This window comes from Flavobacterium sp. N502536, assembly GCF_025947345.1.
GTDB lineage: Bacteria > Bacteroidota > Bacteroidia > Flavobacteriales > Flavobacteriaceae > Flavobacterium.
Window position 1 is genome coordinate 1475129 of the sequence record NZ_CP110011.1, and the last position, 19965, is coordinate 1495093.

At 35.9% G+C, this 19965-nt stretch carries 23 protein-coding genes and 1 pseudogene; 10 read left to right on the forward strand and 14 right to left on the reverse strand.

From position 1 onward, the window contains the following. The first annotated feature begins 22 nt into the window (after positions 1 to 22). A complete protein-coding gene (locus OLM61_RS06630; protein ID WP_264525613.1) occupies positions 23 to 445 on the forward strand; it encodes a hypothetical protein in 423 nt (140 codons plus the stop codon). A gap of 88 nt (positions 446 to 533) precedes the next feature. Continuing rightward, on the forward strand, positions 534 to 1025 hold the full coding sequence (locus OLM61_RS06635; protein ID WP_264525614.1) for a septal ring lytic transglycosylase RlpA family protein: 492 nt from the start codon (positions 534 to 536) through the stop codon (positions 1023 to 1025). A gap of 62 nt (positions 1026 to 1087) precedes the next feature. Here OLM61_RS06635 and OLM61_RS06640 read toward each other — a convergent pair whose 3' ends face one another. Then, positions 1088 to 1543 (reverse strand): DinB family protein, encoded by a 456-nt coding sequence (locus OLM61_RS06640; protein WP_264525615.1) that lies wholly within the window; start codon positions 1541 to 1543, stop codon positions 1088 to 1090. A gap of 77 nt (positions 1544 to 1620) precedes the next feature. Between OLM61_RS06640 and OLM61_RS06645 the strand changes: the two genes are divergently transcribed. From OLM61_RS06645 to OLM61_RS06665, 5 genes are all read left to right on the forward strand, one after another. After that, positions 1621 to 1971 carry an arsenate reductase family protein gene (locus tag OLM61_RS06645; RefSeq protein ID WP_264525616.1) on the forward strand — a complete coding sequence of 117 codons (351 nt, stop codon included), beginning with the start codon at positions 1621 to 1623 and terminating at the stop codon, positions 1969 to 1971. Between the two features lie 232 nt (positions 1972 to 2203). Continuing rightward, positions 2204 to 3064, forward strand: a complete 861-nt coding sequence (locus OLM61_RS06650; protein ID WP_264525617.1) for a YicC/YloC family endoribonuclease — start codon at positions 2204 to 2206, stop codon at positions 3062 to 3064. Positions 3065 to 3155: 91 nt separating this feature from the next. Beyond that, a complete protein-coding gene (gmk, locus tag OLM61_RS06655) occupies positions 3156 to 3728 on the forward strand; it encodes a guanylate kinase (RefSeq protein WP_263362153.1) in 573 nt (190 codons plus the stop codon). Between the two features lie 109 nt (positions 3729 to 3837). After that, on the forward strand, positions 3838 to 4419 hold the full coding sequence (gene nadD / locus OLM61_RS06660) for a nicotinate (nicotinamide) nucleotide adenylyltransferase (RefSeq protein WP_263362154.1): 582 nt from the start codon (positions 3838 to 3840) through the stop codon (positions 4417 to 4419). After that, positions 4420 to 5124, forward strand: coding sequence for a hypothetical protein (locus OLM61_RS06665; protein WP_264525618.1), 705 nt, complete (start codon positions 4420 to 4422; stop codon positions 5122 to 5124). 144 nt (positions 5125 to 5268) lie between these two features. On the opposite strand, the pseudogene OLM61_RS06670 reads toward OLM61_RS06665, so the two are convergent. The 10 genes and pseudogenes from OLM61_RS06670 to OLM61_RS06720 form a co-directional block, all read right to left on the reverse strand. Continuing rightward, positions 5269 to 6743: pseudogene (locus OLM61_RS06670) on the reverse strand (nicotinate phosphoribosyltransferase). 23 nt (positions 6744 to 6766) lie between these two features. Beyond that, positions 6767 to 7498 carry a metallophosphoesterase family protein gene (locus OLM61_RS06675; RefSeq protein ID WP_264525619.1) on the reverse strand — a complete coding sequence of 244 codons (732 nt, stop codon included), beginning with the start codon at positions 7496 to 7498 and terminating at the stop codon, positions 6767 to 6769. Positions 7499 to 7501: 3 nt separating this feature from the next. Beyond that, complete coding sequence (locus OLM61_RS06680; protein ID WP_264525620.1) at positions 7502 to 8341, reverse strand: ADP-ribosylglycohydrolase family protein; 840 nt, start codon at positions 8339 to 8341, stop codon at positions 7502 to 7504. A gap of 42 nt (positions 8342 to 8383) precedes the next feature. Then, positions 8384 to 8932 carry an RNA 2'-phosphotransferase gene (locus OLM61_RS06685; RefSeq protein ID WP_264525621.1) on the reverse strand — a complete coding sequence of 183 codons (549 nt, stop codon included), beginning with the start codon at positions 8930 to 8932 and terminating at the stop codon, positions 8384 to 8386. 5 nt (positions 8933 to 8937) lie between these two features. Further along, positions 8938 to 10392, reverse strand: a complete 1455-nt coding sequence (locus tag OLM61_RS06690) for an O-acetyl-ADP-ribose deacetylase (RefSeq protein ID WP_319800545.1) — start codon at positions 10390 to 10392, stop codon at positions 8938 to 8940. Between the two features lie 9 nt (positions 10393 to 10401). Then, positions 10402 to 10929, reverse strand: a complete 528-nt coding sequence (locus OLM61_RS06700; RefSeq protein WP_264525622.1) for an NADAR family protein — start codon at positions 10927 to 10929, stop codon at positions 10402 to 10404. Between the two features lie 88 nt (positions 10930 to 11017). Continuing rightward, entirely contained in the window at positions 11018 to 11851 is an 834-nt protein-coding gene (prs, locus tag OLM61_RS06705; protein WP_264525623.1) for a ribose-phosphate diphosphokinase, read from the reverse strand. A gap of 74 nt (positions 11852 to 11925) precedes the next feature. After that, positions 11926 to 12618, reverse strand: a complete 693-nt coding sequence (locus OLM61_RS06710) for an NUDIX hydrolase (RefSeq protein WP_264525624.1) — start codon at positions 12616 to 12618, stop codon at positions 11926 to 11928. Positions 12619 to 12733: 115 nt separating this feature from the next. After that, the gene (locus tag OLM61_RS06715) at positions 12734 to 13090 is read right to left on the reverse strand and encodes a PKD domain-containing protein (RefSeq protein WP_264525625.1); all 357 of its coding nucleotides are present in this window, start codon (positions 13088 to 13090) and stop codon (positions 12734 to 12736) included. Positions 13091 to 13158: 68 nt separating this feature from the next. After that, a complete protein-coding gene (locus OLM61_RS06720; protein WP_264525626.1) occupies positions 13159 to 14064 on the reverse strand; it encodes a LysR family transcriptional regulator in 906 nt (301 codons plus the stop codon). Between the two features lie 85 nt (positions 14065 to 14149). Between OLM61_RS06720 and OLM61_RS06725 the strand changes: the two genes are divergently transcribed. The 3 genes from OLM61_RS06725 (at position 14150) to OLM61_RS06735 (ending at position 17609) form a co-directional block, all read left to right on the forward strand. Then, a complete protein-coding gene (locus OLM61_RS06725; protein ID WP_264525627.1) occupies positions 14150 to 14911 on the forward strand; it encodes a type 1 glutamine amidotransferase domain-containing protein in 762 nt (253 codons plus the stop codon). Positions 14912 to 15118: 207 nt separating this feature from the next. Beyond that, positions 15119 to 16276 carry an iron-containing alcohol dehydrogenase gene (locus OLM61_RS06730; protein WP_264525628.1) on the forward strand — a complete coding sequence of 386 codons (1158 nt, stop codon included), beginning with the start codon at positions 15119 to 15121 and terminating at the stop codon, positions 16274 to 16276. Between the two features lie 337 nt (positions 16277 to 16613). Further along, positions 16614 to 17609 (forward strand): NAD(P)H-dependent glycerol-3-phosphate dehydrogenase, encoded by a 996-nt coding sequence (locus OLM61_RS06735; protein ID WP_264525629.1) that lies wholly within the window; start codon positions 16614 to 16616, stop codon positions 17607 to 17609. A 200-nt stretch (positions 17610 to 17809) separates the two neighbouring features. Here OLM61_RS06735 and OLM61_RS06740 read toward each other — a convergent pair whose 3' ends face one another. The 3 genes from OLM61_RS06740 to OLM61_RS06750 form a co-directional block, all read right to left on the reverse strand. Beyond that, positions 17810 to 18217, reverse strand: coding sequence for a hypothetical protein (locus OLM61_RS06740; protein ID WP_264525630.1), 408 nt, complete (start codon positions 18215 to 18217; stop codon positions 17810 to 17812). A 163-nt stretch (positions 18218 to 18380) separates the two neighbouring features. Continuing rightward, the gene (locus tag OLM61_RS06745; RefSeq protein WP_173965092.1) at positions 18381 to 19400 is read right to left on the reverse strand and encodes a phenylalanine--tRNA ligase subunit alpha; all 1020 of its coding nucleotides are present in this window, start codon (positions 19398 to 19400) and stop codon (positions 18381 to 18383) included. A 109-nt stretch (positions 19401 to 19509) separates the two neighbouring features. Next, the gene (locus tag OLM61_RS06750; protein ID WP_264525631.1) at positions 19510 to 19866 is read right to left on the reverse strand and encodes a hypothetical protein; all 357 of its coding nucleotides are present in this window, start codon (positions 19864 to 19866) and stop codon (positions 19510 to 19512) included. Between the last annotated feature and the right edge of the window lie 99 nt (positions 19867 to 19965).

A 19965-nucleotide genomic window follows, 5' to 3' on the forward strand; every position in this document is an offset into this window, starting at 1 on the left:
GTTTTAACAAAAAATTCAATTTATGTACTATTTTCTACAAAAGTTCCATTCAGGTTGGGCTTATTTAGCACTGTTGCTTTTATTAATTGCTGTTGTAAATGCCATCATCGGTCTTACTTCTAAAAAAGACTTTACAGGCAAAGACCGCAAAATTGCACTGTTTGCTTTGATCGGAACTCATACACAATTACTGATTGGTCTTATTCTTTATTTTGTATCTCCTTTAGGAAAAGCTGCCTTTGGACAAATGTCTAATGCAGAACTTAGACTTACCTCATTAGAGCATCCTTTAATCAACATTATAGCTATCATTTTGATCACTATCGGGTGGTCTAAACATAAAAAATTAGTGAATAGCGAAGCGAAATTTAAAACTTTCGCTATTTTCTACGGATTAGGATTATTACTTATATTAAGTAGAATCCCATGGAACCTATGGTTCTAAAAAAAACCAATTAAAGCCCTAAAATTAGGGCTTTTTTTATCTCGGCATATTATTTGTACAAACTCCCAAGTCTGAAAAAAAATAAAACATGAGAAATAAAAAATATATTTTACTCACTTCACTTACTATCACTTTTTTAAGTTGTTTTACCTATGTCATAAGTCAAACAAAACCAGCTACTGAACCTAAAATCACTCAGGATACTGTCAAAACTGCCAGACCTAATTTAATCGCAATACCAACCGATTCTGTTTTTACTGATAAAGGTTTAAAATTAAAACCTTACAAGAAAAATGCACATGCCTCCTACTACGCTGACCGTTTTAACGGAAAAAAAACTGCCAACGGAAGCCGATTCAGTAACAGCGCTTATACTGCAGCACACAAAAAACTGCCCTTCGGAACCAGAATAAAAGTTACCAATGAGGCCAATGGAAAATTTGTAATTGTAAAGGTTACAGACCGCGGTCCGTTTGTGAGAACAAGAGAACTCGATTTATCTAAAAGAGCCTTTATGGAAATCACTAAAAGCAAAGGAAGTGGTGCTATGAAAGTGACTATTGAAACGATAGTAGAGTAATAAAAAATTTAATATTCAAACCCGACAGCTTTAAAACTGTCGGGTTTGTTGTATTTTAAGGTCTAAACAAACTTGCGGATACTCATTACAATTCCGGTATGCACACCTTCATGATAATTATTAAAATCTAATGCCCCGTTTATATTTTTCAGGGTATATCCTAAGCTGGTTGTGTATTCGTTGTACTGAACAAAAATACCTGCTGCGAAATCCTTTTGAACCTGTTCTAAAGTAGTCGAAAGCAACGTTCGTATTTCATCCACTTCTGCTTGCGACACGTCTCCTTCCGGTTTAGTGTCTTTTCGGTACTTGGCAATAAACGCTTCCGAAATGGTAACCGGCAAGCCCGATAATTTATAAACCAGAGCCTGCTGTGAAGCAATACAATGTGCAATATTCCAAATGATATTATTATTAAATCCCGGCGGAATTTTGTTTAACTGTTCTAATGAATGATGGTCTAAAACTTTCAAAAGAATTTCTCTAATGGTCTTTTGTACTTCAAAAACTGAGTTCATATATTTATTTTTTTTCTAAAATTAGGCAATTTTAAGTTTCAAATGAATTTTCTTTGTAGTCTCTTAAATTTAAAATTATGAACAAAATATACTACCTGGCTTCCTGCGACACTTGTCGAAAAATTATCAAAGGTTTACCAAAAGACAACAATCTCGTTTTTCACGATATCAAACAAAACCCGATTACTACCGAAGAACTTGAAGAAATGTACCAGCTTTCGGGTAGCTACGAAGCTTTATTCAGCAAAAAAGCACAATTGTACAAGTCAATGGACTTAAAAAACAAGTCTTTAACCGAGGCGGATTTTAAGAAATACATCTTAGAACATTATACTTTCTTAAGTCGTCCGGTTTTTATCATTGATGGCAAAATTTACATCGGCAACAGCCAGCAAAACATCCTACAGGTAATGAAAGCTTTGGGCTAAAAAAAGTTAGCCACAAATTGCGCAAATTTTCAGGAATTATATATTGATTCATTTTCTCCAATCTGTTTCAAATTTGAGGTTCGTGTTATTCCGGCATTTAAGCTCCGGAATTTGTGTAAATTCGTGAAATTTGTGGTAAAAAACTTTAAAAAGCTTTACGCTTAACACTTTAGCATTTTACAGCCAAACACTGCAAACTTTTATTTATCTTTGCGCCTTTATACTCAATTATATGATACAATCTATGACAGGGTTTGGCAAAGCTTCTTTGCAATTGCCTACAAAAAAAATTACCGTTGAAGTAAAATCCTTAAATAGCAAAGGTTTAGATTTAAATGTTAGAATGCCTTCGCTTTACCGCGAAATGGAATTAGGTTTAAGAACTCAAATCTCTACCAAACTAGAAAGAGGAAAAATTGATTTCGGAATTTACGTTGAAAGTACTTCTGAACAAACCTCAACTAAAGTAAATGTTCCTGTTGTAAAAAACTACATTGCTCAGCTAAGAGAAGTTTACCCGGATGCCGACGAAACTGAACTAATGAAGATGGCCGTTCGCATGCCTGATACGCTAAAAACAGAACGTGAAGAAATTGACGAAAATGACTGGGAGCAAATCCAGGGAATCATTGAAGAAGCCTTAGAAAACATTCTGACTTTCAGAAAAGACGAAGGCGAATCTCTTGAAAAAGAATTCAATCTTAGAATATCGAATATCCGTCAATATATGAACGACGCTCTGGCACTTGATCCGGAACGTGTAAAAGCCATTAAAGACCGTTTACAAACTGCTATTTCAGAATTAAAAGTAAATGTGGATGAAAATCGTTTCGAGCAGGAATTGATTTATTATCTGGAAAAACTTGATATTACCGAGGAAAAAGTTCGTTTAACCAATCACTTAGATTATTTCCTTGAAACTATTAAAGGTACAGAAGCCAATGGTAGAAAACTAGGATTCATCACTCAGGAAATGGGTCGCGAGATCAATACCATGGGTTCAAAATCGAATCATGCACAAATGCAAAAATTGGTTGTAATGATGAAAGATGAGCTGGAAAAGATCAAAGAACAGGTTTTAAATGTACTTTAAAAGCCCTAAGCTTTAAGCATTAGGCTATAAGCAAAAAAACATAAAGTAAGAGAGCTTAAAGCGTACTGCCTAAAGCCTAAAGCATAAATTAATGAATAAAGGAAAATTAATTGTTTTCTCAGCACCTTCGGGATCGGGAAAAACAACTATAGTAAAGCATTTATTAGGGAAAGAAGATTTAAATTTAGAATTTTCAATCTCGGCAGCTTCACGCGAACCACGCGGAGAGGAAGAACACGGAAAGGATTATTATTTTATTTCGTTGGAACAATTCAAAAAGCACATTAAAGCAGAGGAATTCCTGGAATGGGAAGAAGTGTATCGCGATAATTTTTACGGTACTTTAAAATCGGAGATTGAAAGAATCTGGGCTTTAGGAAAAAATGTAATCTTTGATATTGATGTGGCCGGCGGACTGCGTATCAAACACAAATTTCCGGAACAAACTTTAGCGGTATTTGTAAAACCACCAAGTGTTGACGAACTAAAACGCCGACTAAAACAACGTTCTACAGAAAGTGATGACAAAATAAACATGCGAATTGCAAAAGCTTCGGTTGAACTGGCAACGGCACCGCAATTTGATACGATTATCAAAAATTACGATTTAGATACCGCTAAAGAAGAAGCGTATCAATTGGTAAAAGATTTTGTAAACAAATAGCTATTACACCAAGATTCACAAAGAAAAACTCAGAGATTCACCAAAATTTTATAAATTACTTCGTGAATCTCTGCCAGAACTCTGCGAATCTTTGTGAAACAAAACACTTATGAAAATAGGCCTTTATTTCGGAACGTATAATCCCATTCATGTTGGTCACTTAATTATTGCCAACCATATGGCCGAGTTTGCCGATTTAGATCAGATATGGATGGTCGTTACACCACACAATCCGCTTAAAAAGAAGTCTACCCTATTAGACGATCATCAACGTTTGCAAATGGTTTATTTAGCTACGGAAGATTATCCAAAAATAAAACCTTCAGACATAGAGTTCAAATTACCCCAACCCAATTATACCGTTAATACGTTGGTTCACCTGCATGAAAAGTACCCAACGCATGACTTCTCTTTAATTATGGGAGAAGACAATTTGAAAACGCTTCACAAGTGGAAAAACTACGAGGTTCTTTTAGCGGATTATGATATTTATGTTTATCCCAGAATTTCAGAGGAAGAGGAAAATATCGAATTAAAATCGCATCCAAAAGTTCATATTATTGATGCTCCGATTGTAGAGATCTCTTCTACCTTTATCCGAAACAGCATTAAAGAAGGAAAAAACATTCAACCTTTGTTGCCTCCAAAAGTTTGGGAATATATCGATCACAATAATTTTTATAAAAAGTAAATGTCTTTCTCTGCTTCGATTTTTTATCCAAAGAAACCCAAACAATTTGATTTTACTTTATCTGAAAAACTAACTTATTATACTTTAATTGCTAGTGTTTTGTATGTATTATTGCTTGTATTTATAGAAACTTCATTTGGATTTAAGATTTCAAAATATGCGTATTATTTGCTTATCATTCCTGTTATAATTTATTTCATTGCTGGCGCTATCAGGCTCAACGAATATGAGAACCTAAATGGATCTTTTATAGGAACAATTTCCTTTGAAGATGATTTTTTAGTTATTGATGCCAAACAATATCACTATAATAAAATAGAAAATTTAATTCTATACGGAAACTCTTATTCTGGTCAAAGAAACGAAAACACAAGATATGGTCCGTTATACAGCAACGGAATAAACAACTTGATTTCTTTTAATTATGAAGGTGAAAAAATCTCCCTAAATTTCAAATTAGATTCTGAAAGACATATTGATGAACTGCAATTAGCTTTATTGGACATTATTACCAATGAAAAAATTCCATATCAAAGAAAGTATTTGAATTTAATAAATACAGAACACCGCTCCTACACAAAATTTGAGTTATTCGTTGCGAAATTGATTAAAGAAAAAAGAATGGAATGCACGGAAGGATTGTTATTAATTGGATATGATTCTGATAATGAAGCAAAAGAATTAAGAGCAAAATACTGTTGCTAAAAAACATGACGACAATCACAAAAAAAAAGCCTGAATTTGAAAATTCAGGCTTTTTTTTTAAAATACTAGTTGCTTTATAAACAACTCCAGCGGAATATCATCAAAACTATTGATATATCATCCCTCGGGGATTTAGTAATTCAATTAATAAGTATCTGCAACAATACTATTAATTTTAACCCGAGATCTAATATCTGCTAAAGACTGATCTACTAAAAGTTTTCCATCTCTGAAAACTTCTTTCAATTCGCCCTGTTTTTCTTCTTCCCACGAAACATTATCCGTTAAATGATATACACCATCAATCAAATCAATTTTCATCAATCCTTTGGCTGATTTTTTAGTTCCGTCATCTGTGATCGGATCTTTAAAAATAGCTCTTCCTTCTCCGTCTACTTCTCCATAGGTGGCTTTCATCGCAAAACCAAAAGTATCTCTGGTGTTGTATTGATACGTGAATGAACCAATTCCTAAAACAACGTTGGTAGAAGCAAAACCTTTTTCTTTTAATCTTTCGCCAATCTGAGTTGCTCTGGCTACGGTAATACTATCCCCGTAAATAGCCCCAATTTGAGGAATAAGCTCTTTATATCCTTTTGCATTAACAGCGCCTCCAAAAACGTCCCAAAGCAGCTCAATTACCCTTTTTTCTCTTCTTCGTTTTTTCCGTTTGGATTACCGCAAATAATATCCACCGGATCTCCACTATCAGGACGGATCACTACTTTACCTTCTCTGGCAACGATATCTTCTTTTAATCGCGGCAAATAATCGGTAAGCACTTTCCATAAGTCCCAGGTATCCGAAACGATAGAAACGATTCCTTTTGGATATACTTCTGTCACCAATCTTTTGAAAGTTTCGCATTCGCCTTCCGTCGTTCCCATGCACATTACAGAATGCTCTGTTGCCGCAACCGAACCTGCGATTAATTCGGTATCCGAATTAGCCTTGTAATATTCTTCAAAAAAGTCAATTACCGGAATGGTGTCTGAACCTGTAAAGCTCAACAAATGTCCGGCAGCAGAAGTAATTGCAGCTTCAATTCCACCCATTCCTCTCATAGAGAAATCATGTGCCTGCCAGTCTACAAACTCAGGAGCAGAAGAGGTTTCTTCGGCAAATTTGTCCAATACTTTTCGATATTCTTTAGCAATCGTAGCAGAATTACAAGGCAGCCATACTACTGCAGACAATAAGGTTTCAAAATAATTCGTCAGCCAGAAGAACTCCGGAAGTGTGTTGTACATGGTAAACATTGGCACTCTTAAAGGTACGCTTACCCCTTCTGGCAACGCTTTAAATACCATTGGGATATATCCTAAATCGTGTAAATCTTCGATATGTTTGGTTCCAACCTGATTTTCACCTAAATAATTATTGATTCTGCGAGCGTATTTTTTAACCACTTCCTCTTTCGGCTGTTTAAAAAAATCGGCTTCAAAATCATGAATAATATATTTTTTGATGAAATATTGCAATCCGAAAAACACAACTTCTTCCAAACCTTCGATTCTTGATTTTCTTGGTGTCCAGTTGGAGTATACTAGTGTGGTTTTATCCGGATATTGTCTTCTGTGGTCAACTTTGTAACCGTCGGTTAATAATAATGGGTTCATAAAATTTCTTAGTTATTTTTATATTATTTATTTCTTCCTTTTTCATTTGAATAAAGCTGTTGCACGATATCACTTTGCCAATATCCTTTTGTTTCGACATCAAGACAGGTTAATTTACCATAAAAACCAGCTCCGGTATCAACATTCCACACATTGCAACCTTGCATTGGAATCTCTATATCATAATGAAGGGTTGGCGTGTGACCAATATAAATCTCGTTATAAAGTAATAATCTTTTCGGATAGGAAAGCGAATTTTTTTGAATTCTCTTATCCATTGTCAAAGCCATTTCCCACAACGTCCTATCCCACGAATAATTAGTTTTGTAATGTTCTTTCTCCGGACCATGCATCGACGAAAAACCGGCATGAATGAATAAATTGTTGTTTTCGTCTACAAAATAATCTTTCATGGTATGGAAAAAATGACGGTGTTTTTCTTTTTCTGAACGTTCAATACCAACATAACTCTCTATGGTCGATTTTCCTCCGTGCAAAAACCAAATATCGTTTATAACCTCATCCTCTAACCATTCCTGACACCAGACATCATGATTTCCTTTGATAAAAATACACTCCTGTTTTTCAGATAAATCAATAAGAAAATCAATTACTTGTTTTGATTCACTCCAGCCGTCTACATAGTCTCCCAGAAAAACAAACCGATCCGTCTCTGAACAGTCAATTCTGTCCAATAACTGAATTAATGCTTTTAATCCGCCGTGAATATCACCAAAAACAAAGGTTCTTTTCATGATTTAATTAAACTTATTATCGAGAGCTGTATCTAATTTTATTAGAAAGTCTTTTCCAAATGTATCATTCTCTAGACCTTCGTACAAAAATGCAGGTAAAGTTTTATCGCAGTTTTCTTTTTTACTCAAAATCGCCATGCATAAGGCGGCAACCGTATCGGTATCTCCACCATAATCTATACTTGTTTTCAGGCAATCTTTCATAGAAGTGGCTTCCGAAACGATTTTAATGACCGCTTGCGTCGTTGGATAACCGTGCATATCAATTGGCGAAGTAATCCTGTAGGTTTCATTTTCCTTTAGCGTTTCATTCAAAAATGGGATCAAAGTTGATCCATCCCCTAAATTGTATTTGAAGTAGTGAACCGCCAACGCAATACGCTTCGCACAACTGATCCCTTCGACTGTATAATGGGAAGTTCTTGCCTGAATTTCGCAGAACTGCATCAATTGATCAATATCTTTTAAGTAGCCAATACTATAAGCTCTCATGGCAGAACCGTTTCCGCTACTTCCTTTATCGATTGTTTTGATGAAATCAATTCCACTCTTACTGGCGTCCAATGCATTGTAAACTCTGTCGGAATACCCTCTTCTTTTATCTCTGTGAAAGACCTCAACAAATTTATCGGCCACTTTTACTTCGTTCCAGTTCTCGTCCTCTAACAGCAATTCTGAAATTGCAATTGCCATCTGAGTATCGTCTGTATATCTTTTGTAAATTTCGATATAAAGTCCGTGTTTATGATATTGGGTTAAATGATTGTTTTGAGCAATAAAATCCAAATCCCGAAATTCAAAACCTGCACCGTATGCATCGCCTATTGCTGCTTCTAGTATCATAATGAGTTGTGTTTTATAATTTAAAAATGGCGGCTGATACTTTTACGATTTAAATTCTATGTATTTTGCCGGAACCTCAGCAGTCAGCCAAACATTGTTTTCGGACAAATAAAATTTAAATCCGTCTTTGTACATGGCACCGCTTCTAACAGTCAGAATCTGCGGAACGCCTCGTCTGCTCCCCACCTTTATCGCCGTTTCTTTGTCTTTGGAAAGGTGTACGTGCTGGCGGCTCATTTTTTGTAAACCTTCACGTTTTATGCTTTCCATAAACTTTCCAACTGTTCCATGGTATAGAAACTCTGAAGGTTCGGCCTCATTCAGGTTCAGCTCAACCGAAATCGAATGTCCCTGACTGGCTCTGATTTTTGTTTTGGCTTCATTAAAAGCAAAACGTTTTTTATCATTGCTTTCTACCACATAATCCAAAAGTTCGACGTCTAATTTGTTTCCCTTTTGGGAACATTTTGTAATTAGCTCTTCTACATCTGCCCAACCGTTTTCGTCTAATTTTAAACCTATCGTTTCCGGTGAGTGTCTGAGTACCAGACTCAGAAATTTACTCACACTTTTTGCTATTTTTTCATTCATATTTTTTAATTTTTTAACGTTAAAGACAATCGTTCACACAAATCATCAATATCGTTTTTTCTTGCTACTCCCAAAATCCACTTTTGAGGAATGTTGTCAATTCCATAATAAATACCTGCCAAACCTCCTGTGATAGCAGCGGTTGTATCGGTATCTCCACCTAAGTTTACGGCTTTTAAAACGGTTTTCTCGTAGGAGTCCCCATTTAAAAAACACCATAAACTAGCTTCTAAACTATGAAGAACATAACCTGACGACTGGATTACATTTTCGGGATATTCCGCTATATTATTCTTTAAAATCCTATCAAACAATTGAAGTTCAAGAGGACTATATTTCTTGTCCTTTAAAGATTCGACAAGAATATCCTTCATCTTTGTATAAGCCACTACCTTATCACTGCCTTTTAAAAGTTCTAAGCAATACACAATGTAGATAAAACAGGCAAATCCTGATCTAAAATGGGCATGGGTAATAGACGATACTTCTTTTACTTTTTTATAAATGACTTCGATATCTTTTTCGTTTTTAAGATAAAAGACTAAAGGTAAAATTCTCATCAAAGAACCATTTCCATTATCCTCTTCAAAAAAATTACCCGAAAATCTGGCAGATTCCCCTTTTACCACTCTCGCTAAAGAATATCTTGTTGAGCCTCCAATATCAAATACTTTGTGGTGCGCTCCCCAGTACCCTTCCTGCATCCATTTTACAAAAGTTTGCCCCATGTTCTCTATGTCATAGCCCGTACACAAACTTTCGGCAGTACAAAAAGTCAATGAGCTATCATCGCTCCACGTTCCCGGAGGCTGATTCCAACACATATACCCCATCATATCTAAAACAGGGCTTTCTCTTAAAATCTCTCTTGTTTTAAATTCAACCGGAACACCCAGCGCATCACCAACAGCTACACCAAACAAACCTGATTTAATTTTATAATCGAAATCATCTTCTATTCTATCAGTATAAATTCTGAAATTCTCTTCATCAAAACAAACAAAAACAATTTTCTCGAATTGATTTTTTAACTCAAAATTATTGATGGTATTAATCGCGATTTCGGCCGCCAGGTCCTTTGGGAACTTATAGATCCCAGTACTTATATTAGGAAAAGCAATTGTTTTTATATTATTCGCGATCGCCAATTCTAAAACACTCCAATAGCAGTTTTGCAACAATTCGACTTCCAGACTTTTACCTCCATTCCAGACAGGTCCAACGGTATGAATCACATATTTTGAAGGCAAATCGCCGGCTGTTGTTAGTACAGCATCGCCCACTTTACAGCCGCCTTGTTTGTTTCGAATTTGAATACATTCCTCTAAAACAGCTTTTCCACCTTTTCTATGAATAGCACCATCGACTCCGCCACCGCCTAATAGTGAAGTATTCGCTGCGTTTACAATTGCGTCAATCTGAATTTCAGTGATATCCCCTTTTAGAATTTCTATTTTCATAACCTATACCTATCTCAATTCATCTCTAACTTCCATCAAAGCAAAACCTAACAAATTCAAGCCTTTCCATTTAGCGGGATTCAAAACATCTTTGTGATCACCAGCCATACCAATTCCCCAAATGGCATCAACCGGACTGGCTTCTACAATAATTCTGTCCTTCGTATTTAGTAAAAAAGTTTTTAGTTCTTGATTTTGACTGAATTTATGATAATTACCTTCTTTCACAATGTCAAATCTGGCAGCTAACCAAAGCGTTTCATTATAATTCTTCACTTCTCGTCCTAACTTTTTAGCTTCGGCAGGAGAATTGGCTTTAATAATTTTTGCTAAAACTTCGTTATCTTTAAACAATTCAGCCTTCTTAGCCATCATCCAGTGTTCGGCAGTTTTGTAAGTCACGTTATCAACGGTAAAAGCACTTAACCACCACTGACTGAAACAGGTTTTCGAAATGCTTCCGTCGTTTGTTGGCTGGTGTCCCCAAAAAAATAAAAATTTACTTTCCGGAACTATGGTATTTATATTGTATTTCATGTTTTCTGTTATTGAAACAAAGATGTGATTTCTTTGTTTTTTTGTTTCAGGTTTCAAGTTTCAGGTTCACTATGTAACTTGAAACTTTTTAAACTAATTGATCCAATCCAATCACCTGAACGCTTTCGCCTTCGAAATCTTTTACGGAATTGGTGGTAAAAATAGCGTCGAAGCAATTTAAAACTTCGAAACCTTTATTGAAAATTCCGTGGCTTACGGCCAGGTATAATTTTCCTGCATTTTTCTTTTTTAGCTCTTCGGCCAGTCCTACGAAAGTTCCTCCTCCGTCACAAATATCATCCACAATTAAACAATCCATTCCGTTTAGATCGTCTTCATATACTTTGAAACCAGATAATCTTCCGGTTTTTACATCGCGGCTTTTGCTGCATTCTACCACATCAATACCACCCAGAAATTCAGAAACTTTGTAGATTTTCTTTAAAGCGCCACCATCAGGAGAAATTAATTTTACGTTTTCACCAATTACTTTTAAAACTTCTGCTATAAAAGTATGATTAGGGATCACTTCGCAATTGTTTACCAATGCCGGAGTCACTTCAGAGTGCGCATCAAAAACAAACACTTTATTCAACTGAAGCGAATTGATGATATCAGCATATACTTTTACAGATAAAGATTCGCCTTTAATCATTACACGATCCTGTCTGGCTGCCGGGAAATACGGAATGAACAAATCAATTACTTTAACCTCCATTCTGCGCAGCGCGTCTACTGTGATGCACAATAAACCTAAATCGTTGAATGAATTTAATCGATGTGTAATGGTTACTTTTTGTGTAGGATCAAAATCAGGGTTAATTTTGATATGAGGCTCTCCTCCTGAAAATGTAAAGCTTTGGAATTTTATTTCTTCTGTATTAAGAATTGGAGTGAATTTTGGGTCTAAGTTAAGTATCATAGTTTTTTAGTTTGCGTTAATTATACGCAAATATAGATCAATATATTTATTAAACAATTTATTTTGTGTAAAATTTACGCAAACTTTATTTCGAAGTGAAAGCCTTTCTCGATTAACTCTTTATATTTCAAATCATTAAACCTAAAAAGTTTTGCAGGACGGCCGCTTTTTACGGGCGAAAAATGATCGGTTTGATCTAGAAAGCCATAACTGAGTATCTTCTTTCTGAAATTTCGACGGTCAATTTCTTTCTCCAAAATGGTACAGTAAAGATTCTCTAAGTCGGAAAATAGAAATTCTTGTGGAAGTAAATCAAAGCCCACCGGTTCATAAGTCAGTTTTGCTTTTAGTCTTGCGATCGCTTTTTTTACTATTAAATTATGATCGAAAGCCAGAGCGGGAATCTCGTCTATTTTGCACCATTGCACTCGTTCGGCATCGGTATCAGCCTTAATTTCCAGACCTGAAGCGTCTACTAAAGCATAATAGGCAACCGAAATGACACGATTTCTGGAGTCCCGGTTAATATCATCTCCAAAAGTATAGAGCTGTTCCATATAAGTAAGCCGAACATTGGTCTCTTCGTGCAGCTCTCTGATAACCGCTTCACTTAAAGATTCATCGTGTTTTACTAAACCGCCCGGCAAAGCCCAATACTTTTCGGCAGAGCCAAACTTTTGCTCAATTAAAAGGACATACAAACTGTTGTTCTTATATCCAAACACAATGGCATCAACCGCAATCCGAATATTTTGAAAATTCTCCATATCTAAAAAATCATATCTCACAAATATAACGAATGAGAGCCAATTTTATAATCTATCGCCTGAGCAATAAATCATAAAACTGACTCTCATCACTATCCTTTTTCTTTCTGCCTGTCTAATTTATTGTTACTGTTCTTTTTGGAATAGACGTACAATCTGCACCATTTTTTGCAACAGTAACCTCTGCTTTCACCTCATACGTTCCTGCTGCCGGGTAAATATGTGTAGTACTGGTCCCGGTTCCGGTGGTACCGTCGCCAAATGTCCACTTTACCCCCACTAAAGTTCCGGTTCCGCTATAACCAACGGAGTAGTTCATTAATTTCGGATTAGTAGCATCAGTTGAATTATGTAGTTTTACAAAAATTGCTTCTCCCAGGCAATCTACAATCTCCTCAGCGTCGTCTTTGCTGCAGGAGTTCGCCGCAAAAAACACCAGAGCAAGCATTAAAATTGATACTATCTTTTTCATTTTTATTTTTATTTAAGAATTTATTTATCAAAATTATTCTATAAAAATACAGAAAACAATGATTTTCATCATAATCGGTTACCAAAAAACAATTTTAATTCTTTGGAAATAATTTCAAAAAACGAATTCAAATTATTGTTTTTAGCGGTCAGCAGATACACATACTCTTCCGGTACATGAAAACTGTTCCATAACAATTGTAGTTTATTCTCTGTAATGTATTTTCTCGCATTGCAATTCCAGGTAACCGCAACTCCTTCATTATCGGATAACATTCGGAGCATTTCAGATTCAGAGGGAATAATATAATTTGGCACCATCGACGGCCTTTTTTTATTGAAAGCATGCAGCCAGAATAGTTTTATGTGCGGAATTCTTGCATCATGGCTGTACCATTTTTGCTCATTCAGCCACTGCTCTACTGCGGTATAATTATCCGCTTTCAGTTTCTGACGAAATTCAGTCGCATCCAAACGCACCGGCGCCACCATGATTAGCTTAATTTTTCCCACGATTTCATAAATCGTATCAAACGTATCATACCTTTTTGTGGTGATTGCAAAATCAAGTTTTTTAGCATCCACTAACTCAAAGAGCACATCGTTTTCTGCAAAAGTAAAATCGATTAAATCAAACTTAGAGATCAGCAGATTTCCAATACAATTAAAAAGATTCCTCGAAATACCAACCGAAATTAATCGGGTAGCATCTTCTGCTTTTGCGCGAAAAGTACTCTCTACATTTTCAAGCCGGTCGAGGGCATCTATGATTAAATTATTGAGTAACTTAGCGTATTCCGTTGGTTCTACGCCTTTTGACTTTCGGTTAAACAATTTATTCCCAACATGGGCTTCCAGCATTGAGATTTGCTGGCTAACTGCAGGCTGACTCATAAATAACTCTTTTGCAGCGATCGAAAAATTTCCGTTTTTATATACAGCCTTAAAGGTTCTGTACCACTCCAGATTCACCATGACATAAATATATTTATAACAAACATAGTTTATTTTATTTTTACTGATATCACTTTAACCGTAAATTTGATCAAAATTTAAACTTATGAAAAAAATAGCCTTACTTACGATTATAGCATTCAGTGCTTTTAGCACCTCTGCTATAGCTCAAAAATCAACAAAAAAAGGTACCAAAAAGGTACTATTTGTTGTAACCAGCAACGATAAACTGGGGAATACCGGAGAGAAAACCGGATTTTGGTCAGAAGAATTCGCTGCACCATATTATGAACTATTAGATCAGGGTGTCGAAATCACCATTGCTTCGCCTTTAGGAGGTCAGCCGCCAATTGATCCAAAAAGTGCCGATCCGGCATCGGCAACCGCAGACACTAAACGTTTTGACGCCGATAAAACTTTACAGGAAAAATTAAAACATACCCATAAACTTTCGACCATCAACCAGAAAGATTATGATGCTGTTTTTTATCCGGGAGGTCACGGACCACTTTGGGACCTGGTAGAAGATAAAAACTCGATTGCTTTGATCGAATCTTTCTACACTCATAAAAAACCTGTTGCCTTTGTTTGTCACGCTCCGGCAGTTTTAAAAAACGTAAAAGTTAACGGTGTCTTTTTAGTGAAAGGCAAAAATGTTACCGGTTTTACAAATGCCGAAGAGGAAGCTGTGGGGCTAACCAAAGTAGTTCCATTTTTACTCGAAGATGCTTTGACAAAAAATGGCGCCAAGTTTTCGAAAGAAGCCAACTGGCAGCCATATGCCGTACAAGACGGTCTTTTAATTACAGGACAAAATCCGGCCTCGTCTAAATTAGTGGCTGGAAAATTATTACAACAGTTAAAGTAAAAAAGGGGCTGAGGGACTAAGGTACTGAGATACTAAGGTTCTTAGGTACTTAACAAAAAAAACTTAGAACCTTAGTACCTCAGCGCCTCAGAAACTTAAAAATACAACAATTAAAACAACAAAGATGATAAAGGTTATGAATTACTAAGATTATAAACAAAAAAACTTAGTACCTCAGCGCCTTAACATCTTAGAAACTTAAAAAAAATGCTAAACTTTGAATTATACAATCCGACGAATTTAATCTTCGGAAAAGGACAAATTGAAAAACTTTCTACTCTGGTTCCTAAAGATGCCAAAATCTTACTGGCTTATGGTGGTGGAAGTATTTTTAAAAACGGAATTCACGAACAAGTCATCAACCATTTAAAGGGTTTTGATATTGTAGAATTTGGCGGAATCGAACCCAATCCACATTTCGAAACTTTAATGAAAGCGGTTGCTGTTATTAAAGCAGAAAAAATTGATTTCATTTTAGCTGTTGGTGGCGGTTCAGTAATCGACGGGGTAAAATTCATTTCAGCGGCTGTAAATTTCGACGGAGATCCGATTGATATTCTGCAAAAACGTTTACTTATTAAAGAAAACGCTGTTCCTTTCGGAACTGTTTTGACTTTACCTGCAACGGGAAGCGAAATGAATTCGGGAGCTGTTGTTACCATCGAAGCAACACAGGAAAAACTGGCTTTTGGCGGAAGTGCCCTTTTTCCTAAATTTTCAATTTGCGACCCAACTGTCATTGCTTCGTTGCCTAAAAGACAATTGCAAAATGGTGTTGTCGATGCCTATACACACGTAATGGAGCAATACCTGACTTACCCGCACGAAGGCTATTTACAAGACCGCATTGCCGAAGGAATTTTACAGACTCTAATTGAAGTTGGCCCAAAAGTAGTTGAGAATCCAACCGACTATGCTTTGGCTTCTAATTTTATGTGGAGCTGTACAATGGCTTTAAACGGACTGATCCAAAAAGGAGTTCCTTCGGACTGGGCCACCCACATGATTGGTCATGAATTAACGGCTTTGTACGGAATTGATCATGCCAGAACTTTGGCGATTATCGGACCTAGTTTGTACCAAATAATGTTTGATACGAAAAAAGAAAAACTCGCACAATATGGCCGAAGAATTTTCAGCTTAACGGGTTCTGATGATGAAGTGGCAAAAGAAGCAATCAATAAAACCGTTGCTTTTTTCCATACCATGGGAATGGATACTAAGCTCTCACAATACACCGACGATTATAGCAAAACAGCCGATTTTATCGTAAATCGTTTTAATGAAAGAGGCTGGAAAGGTTTGGGAGAAAAACAATTGATTACGCTGGAAAAAGTAAAATCGATTGTTGAAATGAGCTACTAAGGTATAAATTCCAAATAAAAAAATACAAATTCCAAATTCCAAATTTTATGCTCATTTGGAGTTTTACAAAAAAGGCGTTCTCACTTTCGGGGAACGCCTTTTTACAATACTAAAACAAAATTAACTAACTCAATTCTTGCTAAACTCATTAAATTCTAATTTATAAATAGTTACAACGTATTGATTGTCTTTTTATTGTACAGACCTGAAAATATTTTCTTTTTAATTTTAAACCTTCTGGAAACCATTGTATTTAATGGCGGTTTCTAAATTTCTTAAATGAGATTTTGTATTATTACTACATTATTAAGTACTTTTGCTTTAAATTATTAAAATAATGAGCGAAAATTTAAAATTTGCAGTAATTGGAGGAGGAAGCTGGGCAACGGCAATTGCAAAGATGTTATGCGTAAATCTTTCAGAAATTGCCTGGTACATGCGTAATGATGCTGCTATCGAGCACATACAGAAATACAAACACAATCCAAACTACTTAAGTTCGGTTGAATTTGACACTACAAAACTTAAACTGACGAACAATATTAATGAAGCTGTCGCTTATGCCGACTATGTGATTTTTGCAATTCCATCTGCTTTTTTAGATGGTGAATTAAAGAATCTAACAGTTTCACTGGCAGACAAAATCATCTTTTCGGCGATTAAAGGAATCGTTCCTGAGACAAGTTTGATCGTTGGAGAACATTTTCACATTCAGTACGACATTCCCTACTACAACATTGGTGTAATTACAGGTCCTTGTCATGCCGAAGAGGTAGCATTAGAACGACTTTCCTATTTAACCATTGCTTGCGGAGATCCTGATAAAGCACAGGTTGTTGCAAAACATTTATCCGGAAATTACATCAAAGCCAAAATTTCGGATGATATTATTGGTACCGAATATGCCGCAATGCTTAAAAACATCTACGCTATCGCAGCAGGAATTGCGCACGGTTTAGGTTATGGAGACAACTTTCAGTCGGTTATGATGAGTAACGGAATTCGCGAGATGAAAAAGTTCATCCGAAAAGTGCACAAAATGAAACGTAACATCAATGATTCGGCTTATTTGGGCGATTTATTAGTTACAGGATACTCTGTGTTCTCAAGAAACAGAATGTTCGGAAACATGATTGGAAAAGGGTACACAGTAAAAAGTGCCATGATGGAAATGAGCATGGTTGCCGAAGGATATTATGCCACTAAAAGTGCTTATAAACTAAATCAGGGTTACGGTGCTAAAACTCCAATTATCGATGCTGTTTACGCTGTTTTATACGAAGGTAAAGATGCGAAATCGGTTTTCAAGAAATTAACGGAGTCTTTGGATTAAGTTTTTTCTTAGAAGATAGATTATAGAGGCAAGATTATAGAAGTAAGAGTTTAGATTTCTATATATTAAAACAAAAAAGAGTCAGGACAGAATTAAAATTCATCTTGACTCTTTTTTTATCTCGTAAACAAGGTTTGCACTTTCCAGTCTATATTACTCTATGCTCTATAGTCTTGGCTCTACAATCTTGCCTCTATAATCTATTTCACCATAATCCCCTCAACAAACAAGATAGGCACTTCCTCGGTATCATTTTCGTTGATTAGGTTTGATTTAAAAGTAAATTTCTTGTCGTACAAAGTATTTCCAATAAAGAACGTTACCATAAACTCGTTGTTTAATACCAGTAAACTCTTTTCGACCATTTCGATTTTGACTACTGAAACTGCAGGAACCTCAACAAAGGCATGACGCAGTACAGACGTTTTTTTCATCTCTCCATCGATTGTTCCAAATGCTTTTGAAACGACCATAACGCTGTCTAGATTAAAATCACTGTCGTTTACCAGGTAGGCGTACCAAACCTTTTCCATAAAATCATCGCTCCATTCCTGAACGGCGGCTACGAATACATTTTCTACTTCCGGTATTGTTATGTCTTTTTTCATCTATTAAATTTTAAAAACCTTTGTCAAAGCCAGAAGCTTCAACAAAGGTTTGTTTATTATAAAGGTAATTTATAACGTAAAGTCATAGCCCTGATGGAAGCGGCATCCTTTTGTTTTTTTTCTTTAAAAAACAAAAGATACAGCGGACAGCAGGAAATAGCTCCTAAATATTTGCTTTAAACTGCTCTAAGAAACGAACATCATTCTCGTAAAACATACGAATATCACCAATTTGATACAGCAACATTGCAATACGCTCTACTCCCATTCCGAAAGCAAAACCGTTGAATTCGTCCGGATTGATGTCGCAGTTTTTAAGAACATTTGGATCCACCATTCCACAACCACCAATTTCCAGCCAGCCAGTTCCTTTGGTGATACGGTAATCGGTTTCGGTTTTTAGCCCCCAATAAATATCAATTTCGGCACTTGGTTCTGTAAACGGGAAGTAGGACGGACGTAAACGTATCTTAGATTTTCCGAACATTTCTTTTGTAAAATAAAGCAAAGTCTGTTTTAAATCAGCAAATGAAACATCTTTGTCAATGTACAAACCTTCTACCTGATGAAAAATACAGTGTGAACGTGACGAAATGGCTTCGTTACGAAATACACGTCCCGGAGAAATGGTACGGATTGGCGGTTTATGATTTTCCATATAACGCACCTGAACAGATGATGTATGCGTACGCAACAACACATCAGGATTTGTCTGAATGAAAAAAGTATCCTGCATATCACGCGCCGGATGGTATTCCGGTAAATTCAAAGCAGTAAAGTTATGCCAGTCGTCTTCGATTTCCGGACCTTCGGAAACATTGAATCCAATGTTGGCAAAAATATCAATAATCTGATTTTTAACGATTGAAATCGGGTGACGTGAACCAATAATTACTGGCTCTGCCGCACGTGTTAAATCACCAAAAACTCCTTTTACTTCTTGTTTGCTTTCCAGCTCTTCCTGAATAACTCTTACTTTTTCTTCGGCAACCGATTTTAAAGTATTTATTACCTGTCCGAAATCTTTTTTCTGGTCATTTGGAATATTTTTGAACTCTGTAAAAAGCTCTTTCAACAAACCTTTACTCCCTAAATACTTAATACGGAATTGCTCTAAAGATTCTTTATTTTTATCATTAAAGGCCTTGGCTTCCTCTATATGTTCTTTTATCTTGTCTATCATCAGTCTTGCTTTGAAGGTGCAAATTTACGTAATTTTAGTTGAAAGTTAGTAGTCGAAATTGCAGTTTTCGGTGAACTATATTTACAAAAATGGGGACCGCAACTAAAAACTAGTCAATAAGTTCTCTTTCTAAAAAATAATTCACAATGGCTTCTTTCATCAAAACCGATTGTTCTCCTGCTTTTAACGACGGTAATTCTTCTTTTACTTTATAATGCGGCCAGCCATCGGCATCAAAAAAATCAAATTCGTAAAACCCGTATGGCTCTAACAATCGACAAATGGCGATGTGCATCAGGTTTAATTTTTCATCTTTTTTGAATTCGCGGTGTACTTTTCCGAGTTCCTGAACTCCGATTAAATAAATTATAGCATCCAAATCAAGATCTTCTCCTTGCGAGAATTGATTAGACAGTATATCGACGAGCTTTTCCCATCGCTCTTTTAGTTGTGTATCTCTAGACATTGTATGATTTTTGATGGTTGGTTTTAGATCTTAGATTGCTGAAAAATTCAATTCTGAAGGGGACAGAACTACAATCTTAACTCTAAATTTTGATTTGCA